This is a genomic window from Acidimicrobiia bacterium (assembly GCA_035948415.1).
In the GTDB taxonomy this organism is placed as follows: Bacteria; Actinomycetota; Acidimicrobiia; order IMCC26256; family PALSA-555; genus PALSA-555.
The window spans coordinates 23,459-37,501 of sequence record DASZJD010000102.1; the positions used below are offsets into that span (position 1 = coordinate 23,459).

Consider the following 14,043-nt stretch of genomic DNA (forward strand, 5'->3'; position numbering starts at 1 on the left):
CCGTCGCGCGCAGCGACGTACCGTCGGGAGCGGGCGCCCGGGGCCGCGCTCGGTGTCGGTCATCCGTGGGCGCGGACCAGCTCGAGCACGGTCTGCCCGTGCCGCTCGAGCTTCACCGGCCCGACCCCGGGGAGGGCGAGGAGCGCGTCGCGCGTCGCCGGGCGGGTCGCCGCGACCGCGTGCAGCGTGGCGTCGGGGAAGATCACGTAGGCGGGGACGCCGGCCGCGCGCGCCAGGCGTCGCCGCCAGTCCTGCAGCGCTGCGAGGAGGCCGTCGCCGGACCCGCGACGCGAGGCGGGGAGCCGACGCCGCGCCTCGTCGAGCCCGGTGAGCGGCGACGCCGGGGCCGTCGGCGGCGGGCGGCGGGCGGCGGCCGCCACGGCCGCGAGCCACGGGCTCGGCGCTCGTGGCACCGCCCGGCCCCCCAGGGTCCGGGTCCGGGCCCAGGAGCAGTGGAGCCCGTGCTCGGCGCGCGTCAGCGCGACGTAGAGCAGGCGCCGCTCCTCGGCCCGCGCCGCCGGGTCGGACGCGTACGCGATGGGGACCATGCCCCGCTCCAGGCCGGTGACGCACACGGTGTGGAACTCGAGGCCCTTGGCCCGGTGGAAGCTCAGGAGCTCGACCGCGTCGGCGTCGGCCGCCGGCAGGTCGTCGCGCAGCGCCGCCGCGAGGTAGGCCCGGAAGCCGTCGAGCGAGCCCGGGCCGGGCTCGGCGTCGAGGTACTCGCGGCCGAGCTGGACCAGCGCGGCGACGTGCTCGGCCCGCTCCGAGCCGGCCTCGGCGGTGTCGTCGGCCATGGCCGCGAGGTCGACGAGGTGCTCGGCGAAGCGCCGGCCCGGCGCGGCCCGGGCGGCGTCGGCGAGGGCGTCGAGCGCGGCCCGGACCTCGGGCCGGGCCAGGAACGCGCCCGGGCCGCGCACCCGGTACGGGATGTCGGCGGCGGTGAGCGCGGCCTCGAACCCGGCCGACTGCGCGTTCGTGCGGTACAGGACCGCCAGCGCCGACCAGGGCGTCCCGGCGCCGCGCGCGGCGCGCAGCCGCGCCGCGACCTGGCGGGCCTCGTCCTCGCCGGTGTCGTAGGCGTCGACGGTCGGGCGCGGGCCGGCGGGTCGGGCCGCGACGCGCCGCGGTCGGCCGCGTTGCCCGTCGCGCAGGACGGCCTCGGCGACGTCCACGATCTGGGGCGTCGACCGGTAGTTGCGCCCCAGCCGCACCGCCCGGCCGCCGGGGCAGTGGGTGGCGAACCCGGTCAGGTACGAGGGGTCGGCGCCGCCGAAGCCGTAGATGGCCTGGTCGGCGTCGCCCACCACGCAGAGGTCCGGGCGCCCCCCGACCCAGCCGCGCACGACCCGCCACTGCGCGGGGCTGACGTCCTGGAACTCGTCGACGAAGACGTGCCGGAAGCGCCAACGCTGCGCCGCCGCGAACGCGGCGTCGGTCTCGAGCGCGTCGGCGCACCGCCAGAGGAGGTCGTCGAAGTCGACGAGGCCGCGGCGGCGCTTCTCGAGCTCGTACCGCCGGTAGATCGCCGCCACCTCGGCCGCCGGCCGGGGCGGGGTCCGGCCGGCCGCGGCGACGGCCGCCTCGTACCGCTCGGGGTCGACGAGCCGGGCCTTCGCCCACTCGATCTCGCCCGCGAGCTCCGAGGCCGCGACGCGGGCGTCGGCGCCCCGCCGCGCCGTGAGGGGGACGAGCAGCCGGGCCTTCCGGTCCAGCAGCGCCGGGAAGGCCCGCCGACGCTCGGCGGCCCGGCCCCGCAGCTGGGCCAGGCACAGGGCGTGGATGGTCCCCGCGGTCACGAGGGGACGCACCTCGAGCGTCGCCAGCCGGTCCCGCAGCTCGGCCGCGGCCCGCCGGGTGAACGTCAGGGCGAGGACCCGCTCGGCGTCGAGGCGGCCGGTCGCGGCCCGCCAGGCGATGCGCCGGGTGAGGACCCGGGTCTTGCCGGCGCCGGCGCCGGCCAGCACCGCGAGCGGCGCGGCGTCGGTGACGACCGCCGCCCGCTGGTCGGGGTCGAGGCCGACCAGCAGCGCGTCGGCGTCCACGGCTCGGACCGTACCGAGGGCGTGTGACGGCCCCGCGGATGGTTCGAGGGGGGACGCGAGGGGGCCCCGAGTAGCCATCACGCCGAAGCGATCCGGGCTCCTCGGGGCCCCGGTTCCTTCGGGTCATGTCTCTCGCTCGCCGCACCCTCTCGCGAGGGACAGACTCGCAGCCCCAGACCGGCTGGAACACCACCGGTCCACGGTCTCGACCTTGACCCCGGCTTCCGGACACCCGAGGCGGGCCCGGGCTCCTTCGCCGACCGTCGCCCCGTCGACCCGTCTTCCGCACCGTCCCCCGGATCGCTCCGAGAACCGTTCGGGTCCGTGCCGTCGTGGCGTCGGCTTGGGCAAGGTACGCCGACGCGGTGCCGCGGTCAAGAGACTTTTGTGTCGAACGCGTTACGGTTCCGGCGGCGCGGTGTCACCGCGTGTTTGGCCATGGTGCAGGTCACGCCGGAACGCTTCGAGGAGCTGGTCGCCGACGCGCTCGACGCCGTGCCGGCCGAGCTGGCGTCGGCGATCGAGAACGTGGCCGTCATCGTCGCCGACTGGCCCCCGCGCGAGGACCGGGGCGGTGGCGGCGTGCTCCTCGGCCGGTACGAGGGGGTGCCCCTGACCCGACGCGACCCGACCCGCTACGCCGGCGTCGCCCCCGACCGCATCACGATCTTCCAGGGGCCGCTCTGCGCCCGCGCCACCGACGAGGCCGACCTCGCGGCGCAGGTGCGCACGACCGTCCTGCACGAGATCGGCCACTACTTCGGGCTGTCCGACGCGCGGCTGCGCGACCTGGGCTGGGCCTGACGGCGCCCGGGCCGCGCCCGTAGCATCGGTGGCGATGCGCGACCGGCACGGATGGCGCAACTGGGGTCGGACCCAGCAGTGCGACCCGGCCGCGGTCGAGCTGCCGGGCAGCGAACTCGAGGTCGCGGAGGCGATTCGCCGCGCCGACGCCGCCGGGCAGCGGGTCAAGGTGGTCGGCAGCGGGCACTCGTTCACCGACATCGCCTGCACCGACGGCCGCATGCTGTCGCTCGATCGGCTGAACCGGGTGCTGGCCGTCGACGAGCGGGCCCGCCTCGTCACCGTGGAGGCGGGCATCACGATCGCGCGCCTCAACGAGGAGCTGGCCGCGCGCGGGCTGGCGCTGCCGAACCTCGGTGACATCGATCGTCAGAGCATCGCCGGCGCCGTCGCCACCGCCACCCACGGGACCGGCGCGCGGTTCGGCGGCCTCGCCACGTTCCTGCGGGGCCTGCACCTCATCACCGCCGACGGGGAGACGCTGCGGTGCTCACCGGACGAGGAGCCGGAGGTGTTCCACGTCGCGCGCGTCGGCCTCGGCGCCCTCGGGGTCGTGACCCGGGTGACGCTGCAGTGCGTGCCCGCGTTCACCCTCCGCCACGTCGAGCGGCGACACCGCCTCGCCGACGTCCTCGCCGACCTGGACCGCTACGTGGACGCGAACGAGCACTTCGAGTTCTACTGGCTGCCCCACACTGACTCGTGCGCCACGATCGAGAACAACCGCACCGACGAGCCGGCCCAGGTGAAGAGCGCCTACAAGCGGTGGCGGGCCGAGGTCTTCTACCCCAACTACTTCTTCGGCGCGGTGGTCGCGGCCGGCCGGGCCGCGCCGAGCCTCGTGCCGCGCCTGAACGCGATCGTGGCCGGCGCGCTCGGCACGACCGAGCTGATCCAGCGCAGCGACCGCGTCCTCATCAGCACCCGCCTCGTCCGGTTCGCCGAGATGGAGTACGCGGTGCCCCGGGCCCGGGCCCGGGAGGCGGTCGACGGGGTCCGGGAGGTCGTCGAGCGGCGAGGGCTCCGGGTCAGCTTCCCGATCGAGGTCCGCTTCGTCGCGCCGGACGACATCCCGCTCAGCACCGCGTCCGGCCGCGACACCTGCTACGTGGCGGTGCACATGGCGCGCGGCGTTCCGTACGAGGAGTACTTCCGGGGCGTTGAGGCGGTCATGGACGGGCTCGACGGCCGACCTCACTGGGGGAAGCTGCACTTCCAGACCGCGGCGACGCTGGCGCCCCGCTACCCGGAGTGGGAGCGGTTCCAGGCCGTGCGGCGCAAGCTCGACCCCGAGGGCCGCTTCTCGAACGCGTACCTCGACCGGGTCCTGGGCCCCAACTAGCCGAGGATGCCGTTCCCGAGACGCCTCGTCTACGACGACGAGACGGTGGCGCTGGACCTCCGCCCGCACTGGTGGTTCTTCTCGCGGCACATCCTCACCGGGGTTCCGCTGCTCGCCCTCGTCGTGGCCACGGCCAGCATCCAGAGCGACGACCTCCGCAACGTCGTGCGGTGGCCGGTGGCGCTCCTCGTGCTGGTGTGGGCGGCGTGGCTCGGCCGGCAGTACCTGGCCTGGCTCCGCACCTGGTTCGTGGTCACCGACCAGCGGGTCCTGTACCGCACCGGCCTCGTCAGCCGCCGCGGCGTCGAGATCCCGCTCGACCGGATCACCGACATCCGCTACCACCAGGGCATCTGGGCGCGGCTCATCGGCGTCGGCGACCTGGACATCGAGTCCGCCGGGGAGGAGGGCGACACCCACTTCGAGGACGTGCGCCACCCCGACGACGTGCAGAACGAGATCTACGACCAGATGGAGGGGGCGGCCGAGCGTCGCACCCGCGCCGGCGCCGACGCCATCGGCCAGGCCGTCGTCCGCGCCATGGGCGACCAGGGGCCGCCCGCCGCCGGCACCGACCTCGCGGCCCGGATCGAGCAGCTGGCCCGGCTGCGCGACCAGGGCCTCATCACCGTCGACGAGTTCGAGCGCCGCAAGAACCACCTGCTCGACCAGCTCTAGTCGCCGTGCGGGTCGTCTCGCTCGTCCCGTCGGCCACCGAGACGCTGCTGGCGCTCGGGGTGCCGCCGATCGCCGGCACCCGGTTCTGCGACCAGCCCGGCCTGCCGACCGTCGGCGGCACGAAGAACCCCGACGTGCCCGGCGTCGTCGCCCTTCGCCCGGACCTCGTCGTCGTCAACAACGAGGAGAACCGCCGCGCCGACGCCGACGCGCTCCTCGCCGCCGGCCTGGCGCTCCACGACTGCTCGCCGCGCTCGGTCGCCGACGTCGGGCCCGCCGTCGTGGCCCTGGCCGAGGCCGTCGGCGCCGACGTGCCCCCACCCTTCGAGCCGTCGCGCTGGCGGGCGTGGCTCGCCGACGCCGCGCCGGCGCCCCTGGCGCGCCCGGCGGTGACGTTCGTCTGGCGGCGCCCGTGGATGACCCTCGGCCCGGACACCTACGGGGCGTCGGTCCTCGAGCGCGTCGGGCTCTCGCTCGCCGAGACCGGCGACGCCGCCGACCGGTACCCGACGGTGACGCTCGAGGCCGTGCGCGCCCGCCGGCCCGACCTGGCGCTCCTGCCGTCGGAGCCGTACCCGTTCGGTCGCCGGCACCTCGCCGAGGTCGAGGACGCGCTGCCCGGGACCGCGGTGACGCTCGTCGACGGGCGCGACCTGTTCTGGTGGGGCGCCCGCACCCCGGCGGCGGTGGCGCGCCTCGCCGCCGCGCTCAGCTGACGGGCACCGGGCCGGCGCCGTCGACGCCGCGGACCAGGAACGCCCGCGGCCGCAAGCGCGTCGCCGCCGCGTACCGCTCCGCGGCCCGGTCCAGCGCCGCCGCGTCCGCCGCGGTGGTCAGCGCGACGACGCACCCACCGAACCCGGCGCCGGTCAGCCGCGCACCGAGCGCGCCCTCCTCGAGGAGCAGGTCCACGAGGCGGTCGAGCTCCGGGGTCGACACCGCGAAGTCGTCGCGGAGGCTCGCGTGGCTGGCGACCAGCAGCCGGCCCACCCGCTCGACGTCGCCGGCGCGGAGCGCCGCCGCGGCCTCGAGGACACGGCCGTTCTCGGACACCACGTGACGCGCCAGCGGGTCGTCGGTGACCTGGTCGGCCCGCGCGTCGCGCAAGGAGGCCACACCGAGCCGCCGCGCCGCCGCCTCGCACGCGGCCCGGCGCGCCGCGTACTCGCTCGTGGCGAGCGTCCGGGGCAGGCCGCTGTGCACGACGCCGACCCGCACCGTGGCCGGCAGCGGCACGACCTCGACCGCGAGGGTGCGGCAGTCGAGCCGCAGCGCCGCGCCGGCGCGCCCGAGCGTCGACGCCAGCTGGTCCATGAGGCCGACCGGCACCCCGCTGGCCTCGACCTCGACCTGGCGGGCCGCGCCGGCGACCGACCGCGGGTCGCGATCGGGGCCCAGCGCCAGGACCAGGGCGACGCTGAGGGCCGCGCTCGACGACAGCCCCGACCCCAGCGGGACGGTCGACGAGACCGCGAGCTCGACGCCGGTGACGCCGGCGCGCCGGGCCGCGGCGGCGACGAACCGGCCCCACGCGGGCTCGACCGTCGCCGGCGGCCCGCGCTCCCACTCGACGACCCCGTCGACGTCGAGGGACCGGGCCCGAACCCGGCCGTCGCCGGTGGGGCGGACCCCGACCAGGCAGTCGCGGTCGATCGCCATCGGGAGGCAGAAGCCGTCGTTGTAGTCGGTGTGGTCGCCGACGAGGTTGACCCGGCCCGGCGCCCGCACGACGCGCGCCGACGCGTCGCCACCGAGGGCGTCGAGCACGGCCCGCACGCGCGACTGCACGGCGTCACGGTAGGCACGCGGCGGGCTGCGCACCGCGCCGACCGCGGCGCGCCGCCGCGGCGCGGTGGCCGCCCTAGGATCCGAGCGTGCAGCGCATCCGGAACTCGTGGGAGCTGGCCAAGGTCTCGTGGTCGGTGCTGCGGTCGGACAAGAGCCTGGCCGTGTTCCCGTTGCTCTCCGCCCTCGCCGGCCTCGCCGTCGTGGGCGTCGTCGCCGGCCTCATCGCCGCGACCGGCGTGAACAGCGCCAACGGCGGCAGCCTGAAGGGCATCGGCTACGTGTTCATCGCCGCCGGCTACATCGCGTCCGCGTTCGTGACCACCTACTTCCTCGGCGCGCTCGTGCACGGCGCCAACGAGGCGCTCGAGGGCCGCCACGCCGAGCTCGGCGAGTGCTTCGGCGCCGCGAACAGCCGGCTGCACCGCATCCTGCCCTGGGCCCTCGTGCAGGCGACGGTGTCGATCGTCATCCAGGCCCTCGAGAGCCAGCGGCTCATCGGCCAGATCGTCGCCAGCCTCATCGGCACCGCGTGGGCGGTGCTGACCTTCCTCACCGTCCCGATCATCATGCTCGAGGACCTCGGGCCGATCGTCGCCGTCAAGCGGTCCGGCCAGCTGCTCCGCCGGTCGTGGGGCGAGAACCTCACCGCCCAGGTGGGCTTCGGGATCTTCGGCTTCGTCGCCCTGCTCCCCGCCGCGCTCCTCGTCGCGATCGGCGCCGCCACCGGGAGCCTGGTGGTCGTCATCGCCCTCGCGACCGTCGCGGTGGCGTGGGCGCTCGTGACCATCCTCGCCGTCTCGGCGCTGAGCGGCATCTACCGGACCGCCCTCTACCGGTTCGCGGTCGACGGTGTCGCCCCGCCCGCCTTCGCCGGCGCCGACCTGCAGCACGCGCTCGGCCCCCGCCAGAACCGCCCCGGCCTCGGCTTCGGCGGCTGACCCGGGCCGCGGCCGCGGCCGCGGTCGCGGCTCCGGCTCAGCGGAAGGCGGGCAGCACCTCGGCGGCGAACCGGTCGATCGATCGGGGGTCGAACGGCGCCCGCAGGGCCACGTTCACCCAGTCGGCGCCGGCGTCCCCGTAGGCGGCGACGCGCTCGACGATCTCGGCCGGGCTGCCGGTGAGCGCGCTCGGGCGGATCCACTCGGTCAGGCCGCCGAAGCGGGCCTGCAGCTCCTCGTCGGTCCAGGCCAGCGTCAGGTTCACGCTCTTCTCGATCGTGGCCGGGTCGCGCCCCTCCCGCGCGCAGTGCTCGGCCAGGACCCCGACCTTGTGGCGGTAGACGTCGGGGGTGATGAACGGGATGTTCCAGCCGTCGGCGTGGCGCGCCGCGATGCGCAGCGTTACCCGCTCGCCACCGCCGCCGATCCAGAGGGGCAGGCGCGCCTGCACCGGCTTCGGCTCGCAGCGAGCCTCCTCGAGCGTGAAGAACTCGCCGTCGAAGTCGGCGACGTCCTCGGTCAGGAGCAGTCGCACGCAGCGGATGGCCTCGTCGAGCATGCGGAGGCGCACCGGCGCGGGCGGGAACGGGATCCCGTAGGCGGCGAACTCGCCCTGGTGCCACCCGGCGCCGAGGCCGAGCGTGACCCGGCCCGCGGCGAGGTGGTCGATCGTCGCCATGGCGTTGGCGAGCACCGCCGGGTGCCGGTAGGCGACGCAGTACACGAGGCTGCCGCACCGCACCCGCTCGGTCTCGAGCGCCAAGGCCGTGTGCGCGGCGACGGCCTCGTGGCACCGGGCGCCCGAGGTGGTGCCCTCGGCCGTCACCGTCGCGTCGGCGGCGTAGAAGTGGTCCCAGATCGAGATCCACCCGAACCCGGCGTCCTCGACGCGGCGCCACAGCGAGCGCAGCTCGTCGGTGGTGGTGTTCTGGAGCCCCGTGTGGACGCCGAACCGCACGGGGCACGATACCCAGGCCCGGTACCGTGATGCCGTGCTCCAGCTCGACACGGTCCCGCGCCTCCGCAAGCCCGTCCTCGTGCTCGCGATCGTGGGCTGGGTCGACGCCGGCGAGGCGGGCGCGCGCGCGGCGGCGTTGCTCTGCAACCAGCTCGAGGGCCGCCGCGTCTTCGCGCGGTACGCGCTCGACGACCTCGTCGACCTGCAGCAGACCCGCCCGACCGTCTCCCTCGTCGACGGCACCACCCGCCGGATCGTCTGGCCGACGATCGAGTTCGTCGCCGGCCGGGCCGGGCGCGACGTGGTGTGCTGCATCGGCCCCGAGCCGTCGCTGCGGTGGCCGACGGTCACCCACCAGCTCGTCGAGCTGGCCCAGCAGCTCGGGGTCGAGCTGGCGGTCGGGCTCGGCGGCATGCCGGCGGTGGTGTCGCACCGCCGCCCGGTGCCGGTGCTCGCCACCGCGACCGGGCCCGACCTGGCCCGCGAGGCCGGCGCCATCCGCACCGACTACCACGGCGCCACCGGCATGCAGACGGTGCTGCAGTGCGCGCTCGGCGACGCCGGCATCCCCGCCCTCGGGCTCTGGGCCCAGGTGCCGCACTACGTGTCCGCGACCCCGTCCCCGCCCGCGGTGCGGGCGCTCCTCTCGAGGCTCGGCGACCTCGCCAGCGTCGCCGTCGACCTCGGACCCCTCGAGGGCCAGGCCGACGAGTACACCTCGCGGGTCGAGGAGGGCGTGGCCGAGCGGCCCGACGTGGCCGAGCTGGTGACCGCCATCGAGGCCCAGGCCGAGGGCGAGGTCAGCGGCGACGAGCTCGCCGACGAGATCGAGCGGTTCCTGCGCGACCACTGACCCGCGGGCCCCGGGGCCGGGCCCGGCCTCCCGGCGAGCGTCCCGGCGGGGCCGCCGATTAGAACAGCCGCATGAGCGTCGTTCGCATCAACGCCATCACCGTGCCGAAGGAGCGGGCCGAGGAGCTCGAGCGCCGGTTCGCGGCGCGGGCCGGCCAGGTGGCCTCGTCGCCCGGGTTCGAGGCCTTCGAGCTGCTCCGGCCCACCGACGGCCGCGACGTGTACCTCGTGTACACGCGCTGGCGCTCGCAGGCCGACTTCGAGCGCTGGGCCCAGAGCCCCGCGTTCCAGCACGGCCACCGCGCCCACGCCCGCGAGGGGCCGGTCGGCACCGACAGCGCGCTGTGGTCCTTCGACGTCGTGCAGCACGAAGAGGCGGGCTAGGGCGCGGCGACGACGTCGTGCCCACCCTCCTCAGCTTCCACCACGTCTGGGCCTACGTCGCCATCTCCGCCAACGGGCTCGTCGGCGTGGCGGCGCTCGCGGCCTGGCGCGTCGAGCGGTGGCGGGGCCGGTGGGTGTGGATCGCCACGATCGTCGCCCAGGCCGCGATGATGCTGCAGGTGGTCGTCGGCGTCACCCTCCAGGCCAGCAAGCAGTACAAGGCGCCGACCTTCCACATCTTCTACGGCTTCCTGGCCTTCCTGACCGTCGGCCTCGCCTACCAGTACCGGCGCCAGATCCGCGGCCGACGCGAGCTGTACCTGGGGCTCGTCGGGCTGTTCATCATGGGCCTCGGCATCCGCGCCGTCCTCCAGGTCCACGGGTGACGCGCCGGATCCGAGTGCTGCTGCTGTTCGGCGGCCGGTCGGCGGAGCACGACGTGTCGCGCGTCAGCGCCGCCGCCGTCGCCGGCGCCCTCGACCCCGACCGCTACGAGGTCGTCCCCGTCGCGATCACCACCGCGGGCCGGTGGCTGCTGGCGGGCGAGGCCCGGGCCGCGCTGGCCGCCGGGCCCGCCGAGCTGCCGAGCGCGTTCCGGGTCGAGGGCGTCCCGGTGACCGAGCCGCCGGACCCGGCCGAGCCGGCGCTGGTGTCGCTCGAGGCCGACGCCCCCGACGCGCCCGGCCCCACCGACGTCGACGTGGTGCTGCCGCTCCTGCACGGCCCGTACGGGGAGGACGGCACCGTGCAGGGCCTCTTCGAGCTCGCCGACCTCCCCTACGTCGGCGCCGGGGTCGTCGGCTCGGCCCTGGGTATGGACAAGATCGCCATGAAGTCCGCGTTCGCCGCCGCCGGGCTCGACACCCCGCGCTGGCTGCCGCTCCGAGACGGCCACGACCGGGCCGCGTTCGCCGACCGGGTCGAGGCCCGGCTCGGGCTCCCGTGCTTCGTGAAGCCGGCGAACATGGGCTCGTCGGTCGGCGTGTCGAAGGCCCACGACCGCGGCGAGCTCGACGCCGCCATCGGCGTGGCGCTCGCCTTCGACGAGTGGGTGCTCGCTGAGGAGGCGATCGTGGGACGCGAGATCGAGGTCGGCATCCTCGGCGACGACCCGCCGGCGGCGTCCGTCCCGGGGGAGGTGGTCCCCGGCGACGAGTTCTACACCTACGCCGACAAGTACGAGGAGGACGCGGTCCAGCTGCTCACGCCGGCGCCGCTCGGCGCCGACCAGGCCGACGAGGTGCGCGCCCTGGCGGTGCGGGCCTTCGAGGCGTGCCGCGGCGAGGCGATGGCCCGCGTCGACTTCTTCCTGAGCGAGGAGCGGGGCTTCCTTGTGAACGAGCTGAACACCATCCCGGGGTTCACCCCCGTCTCGCAGTACCCGCGGATGTGGGCGGCCAGCGGCGTGCCGTACCCGGAGCTCCTCGACCGGCTCGTCGAGCTCGCCCTCGCCCGCCACGAGCGCCGCGCCCGTCGGGCCGGGCGGCAGCGGGGCGACCCCGGTGCCTAGAGGTTCACGACGGGGCAGGTGAAGGTGCGCGTGATGCCGTCCACGGCCTGGATCTGGGAGACCACCAGCTTGCCGAGGTCGTCGAGGCTCGGGGCCTCGGTGCGGACGATCACGTCGTACGGCCCCGTCACGTCGTCGGCCGCGACCACCCCGCCGATGCCCCGGACCGCGTCGGCGACGCGGGCGGCCTTCCCGACCTCGGTCTGGATGAGCACGTAGGCGGTGATGGCCATGCGGGTCCCCCTTGGCGTGGTGCCGGGATCGTAGTGGTGGACCGCGGATCCGTCTTCGCCGACCGCGTCGACGCCGGGCGTCGGCTCGCCGACGCGCTCCGCGACCGCGAGCTCGGCGACCGGGTCGTGGCCGGCATCCCGCGCGGCGGCGTCGTGGTGGCGGCCGAGGTGGCCCGGGCGCTCGGGGCGCCGCTGCGGGCGGTGGTGGCCCGCAAGGTCGGTGCGCCCGGCCACGCCGAGCTGGCCGTCGGCGCCGTCGGCCCCGACGGGGTGGCCGTGATCGACGAGCAGCTCGTGCGCCGGGTCGGCGCCACCGCGGACTTCATGGAGCGGGCCGTGGCCGCGGCCCGGGCCGAGGTCGACGCGCGTGTCGCCGCCCTGCCCGGCGTGCTCCGCCGCGCCGACGCCGCCGGGCGCACCGTCGTGGTGGTCGACGACGGGGTGGCGACCGGCGCCACCGCCGCCGCCGTGGGCCGGTGGCTGGCGACCACCGACGCGGCGCGGCGGCTGCTGGCCCTGCCGGTCGGGCCGCCCGAGACCCTCGCCGCGCTGCGCCGCGACTACGACGAGGTCGTGGCCGTCCAGACGCCGTCGTTCTTCGTCGCCGTCGGCCAGTGGTACCGCGACTTCGCCCAGGTGACCGACGAGGAGGTGGCGCGGCTCCTCGGGTGAGCGGCTACTCGGCGCCGAGGCGACGCTCGAGCGCGGCCAGCTCGTCCCACAGCGCCGCCGGCAGCCGGTCGCCGAAGCGCTCGAAGTGGGCGCGGATGGTCGGCAGCTCGCGCCGCCACGCCTCGGCGTCGACCGCGAGCGCCTCGCCGGCTCGGGCCCGGGCGGCGGCGTCGAGGCCCTCGAGGTTCAGGTCCTCGGGCCGGGGCACGGCCCCGATCGGCGTCTCGGCGGCGCCGGCCTCGCCCTCGAGCCGGCGGCAGATCCAGTCGAGCACCCGGGCGTTGTCGCCGAAGCCGGGCCACAGGAAGCTCCCGTCGGCGTCCTTGCGGAACCAGTTCACCGCGTAGATGCGGGGCAGCCGGCTCTCGTCGGTGCGCTCCGGCATCGACAGCCAGTGGGCGAAGTAGTCGCCCATGTGGTAGCCGCAGAAGGGCAGCATCGCGAACGGGTCGCGTCGCAGCTCGCCGAGGCCGCCGACGGCGGCGGCGGTCTTCTCGGAGCCCATGGTGCTGGCGACGAAGACGCCGTGCTGCCAGCCCCGGGACTCGGCGACGAGCGGGACCGTGCCCGCCCGCCGGCCGCCGAACAGGAAGGCCGAGATCGGCACGCCGGCGACGTCGTCGTACTCGGGGGCCAGGACCGGGCACTCGTCGAGCGGGACGCAGAAGCGGGCGTTCGGGTGGGCGGCGGTCCGGTCGGCCGCCGGCGTCCAGTCCTGGCGGCGCCAGTCGGTGGCGTGCTCGGGCGGCTCGCCGTCCATGCCCTCCCACCACACGTCGCCGTCGTCGGTGAGGGCGGTGTTGGTGAAGATGGTGTTGCGGGCCACCGTGCGCACCCCGTTCGGGTTCGTGCGCCGGTTCGTGCCCGGCGCGACGCCGAAGAAGCCGTACTCGGGGTTGATGGCGTAGAGCCGGCCGTCGGCGCCGAACTTCATCCAGGCGATGTCGTCGCCGACGCACTCGGCCCGCCAGCCGGGGAGGCTCGGGACCATGAGGGCCAGGTTCGTCTTGCCGCACGCGGACGGGAACGCCCCCGCGATGTAGTAGACGGCGCCGCTCGGGGCGGTGAGCTTGAGGATGAGCATGTGCTCGGCGAGCCAGCCCTCGTCGCGGGCGATGACCGAGGCGATGCGCAGCGCGAAGCACTTCTTCCCGAGCAGCGCGTTGCCGCCGTACCCGGAGCCGTACGACCAGATCTCGCGGGTCTCCGGGAAGTGCACGATCCACTTCTCGTCCGGGTTGCACGGCCAGACGTCGTCGGCCTGGCCCGGGGCGAGGGGGGCGCCGAGGGAGTGCATGCAGGGCACGAAGGCCCCGTCGTCGCCGAGGACGTCGAGGGCGCCCTTGCCGGCCCGCGTCATCACGACCATCGAGGCGGCGACGTAGGCCGAGTCGGTGATCTCCACGCCGATGTAGGAGAGGGGCGAGCCGAGCGGCCCCATGCTGAACGGCACCACGTACATGGTCCGGCCCCGCATGCAGCCTTTGAACAGCCGCTCGAGCCGGCCCCGCATCTCGGCCGGGTCCGTCCAGTGGTTCGTGGGGCCGGCGTCGGCCTCCCGCTCCGAGCAGATGAAGGTGCGGTCCTCGACCCGGGCCACGTCGCTCGGGTCGGTGCTGGCCCAGAAGGAGCCGGGCCGGCGGGCGGCGTCGAGCTCGACGAAGGTGCCGGCGTCGACGAGGGTCCGGCACAGCTGCTCGTACTCGGCCCGGGACCCGTCGCACCAGTGGACGGCGTCCGGCTCGCAGCGCTCCGCCATGGCCTCGACCCAGCGCAGCAGACCCACGTGCCGGGTCGGTGCGTCCACCACGGCTGACACGACGACGGGCTCCTCGGATG

The 14,043-nt window shown here is 75.8% G+C and carries 15 protein-coding genes; 10 read left to right on the forward strand and 5 right to left on the reverse strand.

The window, feature by feature from the left end:
- Positions 1–59 precede the first annotated feature (59 nt).
- Positions 60–2,045 carry an ATP-dependent DNA helicase UvrD2 gene (locus VG869_14095; GenBank protein ID HEV3452313.1) on the reverse strand — a complete coding sequence of 662 codons (1,986 nt, stop codon included), beginning with the start codon at positions 2,043–2,045 and terminating at the stop codon, positions 60–62.
- A 438-nt stretch (positions 2,046–2,483) separates the two neighbouring features.
- On the opposite strand from VG869_14095, the gene VG869_14100 reads away from it, so the two are divergent.
- From VG869_14100 to VG869_14115, 4 genes are read left to right on the forward strand one after another with little or no spacing between them, the layout of a single operon-like run.
- Entirely contained in the window at positions 2,484–2,849 is a 366-nt protein-coding gene (locus VG869_14100) for a metallopeptidase family protein (protein HEV3452314.1), read from the forward strand.
- A gap of 34 nt (positions 2,850–2,883) precedes the next feature.
- Positions 2,884–4,191 (forward strand): D-arabinono-1,4-lactone oxidase, encoded by a 1,308-nt coding sequence (locus tag VG869_14105; GenBank protein ID HEV3452315.1) that lies wholly within the window; start codon positions 2,884–2,886, stop codon positions 4,189–4,191.
- 6 nt (positions 4,192–4,197) lie between these two features.
- Positions 4,198–4,869 carry a PH domain-containing protein gene (locus tag VG869_14110; protein ID HEV3452316.1) on the forward strand — a complete coding sequence of 224 codons (672 nt, stop codon included), beginning with the start codon at positions 4,198–4,200 and terminating at the stop codon, positions 4,867–4,869.
- 5 nt (positions 4,870–4,874) lie between these two features.
- Entirely contained in the window at positions 4,875–5,585 is a 711-nt protein-coding gene (locus VG869_14115; protein HEV3452317.1) for a helical backbone metal receptor, read from the forward strand.
- Here VG869_14115 and galK read toward each other — a convergent pair.
- Positions 5,578–6,657, reverse strand: coding sequence for a galactokinase (gene galK, locus VG869_14120; GenBank protein ID HEV3452318.1), 1,080 nt, complete (start codon positions 6,655–6,657; stop codon positions 5,578–5,580). The two genes, VG869_14115 and galK, sit on opposite strands and share 8 nt — an antisense overlap.
- Positions 6,658–6,743: 86 nt before the next feature.
- On the opposite strand from galK, the gene VG869_14125 reads away from it, so the two are divergent.
- Entirely contained in the window at positions 6,744–7,595 is an 852-nt protein-coding gene (locus VG869_14125; protein ID HEV3452319.1) for a DUF6159 family protein, read from the forward strand.
- Between the two features lie 37 nt (positions 7,596–7,632).
- Here VG869_14125 and VG869_14130 read toward each other — a convergent pair whose 3' ends face one another.
- Entirely contained in the window at positions 7,633–8,553 is a 921-nt protein-coding gene (locus tag VG869_14130; GenBank protein HEV3452320.1) for a TIGR03560 family F420-dependent LLM class oxidoreductase, read from the reverse strand.
- 34 nt (positions 8,554–8,587) lie between these two features.
- Here VG869_14130 and VG869_14135 point away from each other — a divergent pair, with 34 nt between their 5' ends.
- The 4 genes from VG869_14135 to VG869_14150 all read left to right on the forward strand — a co-directional run bounded on the left by VG869_14135 (position 8,588) and on the right by VG869_14150 (position 11,299).
- Positions 8,588–9,406 (forward strand): PAC2 family protein, encoded by an 819-nt coding sequence (locus VG869_14135; GenBank protein ID HEV3452321.1) that lies wholly within the window; start codon positions 8,588–8,590, stop codon positions 9,404–9,406.
- A 71-nt stretch (positions 9,407–9,477) separates the two neighbouring features.
- Positions 9,478–9,789, forward strand: a complete 312-nt coding sequence (locus VG869_14140) for an antibiotic biosynthesis monooxygenase (GenBank protein ID HEV3452322.1) — start codon at positions 9,478–9,480, stop codon at positions 9,787–9,789.
- 17 nt (positions 9,790–9,806) lie between these two features.
- Positions 9,807–10,175, forward strand: coding sequence for a hypothetical protein (locus tag VG869_14145; GenBank protein HEV3452323.1), 369 nt, complete (start codon positions 9,807–9,809; stop codon positions 10,173–10,175).
- Positions 10,172–11,299 (forward strand): D-alanine--D-alanine ligase family protein, encoded by a 1,128-nt coding sequence (locus VG869_14150; GenBank protein HEV3452324.1) that lies wholly within the window; start codon positions 10,172–10,174, stop codon positions 11,297–11,299. Before VG869_14145 ends, VG869_14150 begins: the two co-directional genes overlap by 4 nt.
- Here the strand turns inward: VG869_14150 and VG869_14155 are convergent.
- The gene (locus tag VG869_14155) at positions 11,296–11,532 is read right to left on the reverse strand and encodes an Lrp/AsnC ligand binding domain-containing protein (protein ID HEV3452325.1); all 237 of its coding nucleotides are present in this window, start codon (positions 11,530–11,532) and stop codon (positions 11,296–11,298) included. The genes VG869_14150 and VG869_14155 overlap by 4 nt on opposite strands.
- A 36-nt stretch (positions 11,533–11,568) precedes the next feature.
- Here VG869_14155 and VG869_14160 point away from each other — a divergent pair, with 36 nt between their 5' ends.
- Entirely contained in the window at positions 11,569–12,204 is a 636-nt protein-coding gene (locus tag VG869_14160) for a phosphoribosyltransferase family protein (protein HEV3452326.1), read from the forward strand.
- A 4-nt stretch (positions 12,205–12,208) separates the two neighbouring features.
- On the opposite strand, the gene VG869_14165 is transcribed toward VG869_14160, so the two are convergent.
- The gene (locus VG869_14165; protein HEV3452327.1) at positions 12,209–14,023 is read right to left on the reverse strand and encodes a phosphoenolpyruvate carboxykinase (GTP); all 1,815 of its coding nucleotides are present in this window, start codon (positions 14,021–14,023) and stop codon (positions 12,209–12,211) included.
- Between the last annotated feature and the right edge of the window lie 20 nt (positions 14,024–14,043).

Excerpts from the sequence above, each read along its gene's own strand:
- VG869_14155 (HEV3452325.1), bottom strand. The coding sequence starts at position 11,532 with ATGGCCATCACCGCCTACGTGCTCATCCAGACCGAGGTCGGGAAGGCC.
- VG869_14100 (HEV3452314.1), top strand. The coding sequence starts at position 2,484 with ATGGTGCAGGTCACGCCGGAACGCTTCGAGGAGCTGGTCGCCGACGCG.
- VG869_14105 (HEV3452315.1), top strand. The coding sequence starts at position 2,884 with ATGCGCGACCGGCACGGATGGCGCAACTGGGGTCGGACCCAGCAGTGC.
- VG869_14110 (HEV3452316.1), top strand. The coding sequence starts at position 4,198 with ATGCCGTTCCCGAGACGCCTCGTCTACGACGACGAGACGGTGGCGCTG.
- VG869_14140 (HEV3452322.1), top strand. The coding sequence starts at position 9,478 with ATGAGCGTCGTTCGCATCAACGCCATCACCGTGCCGAAGGAGCGGGCC.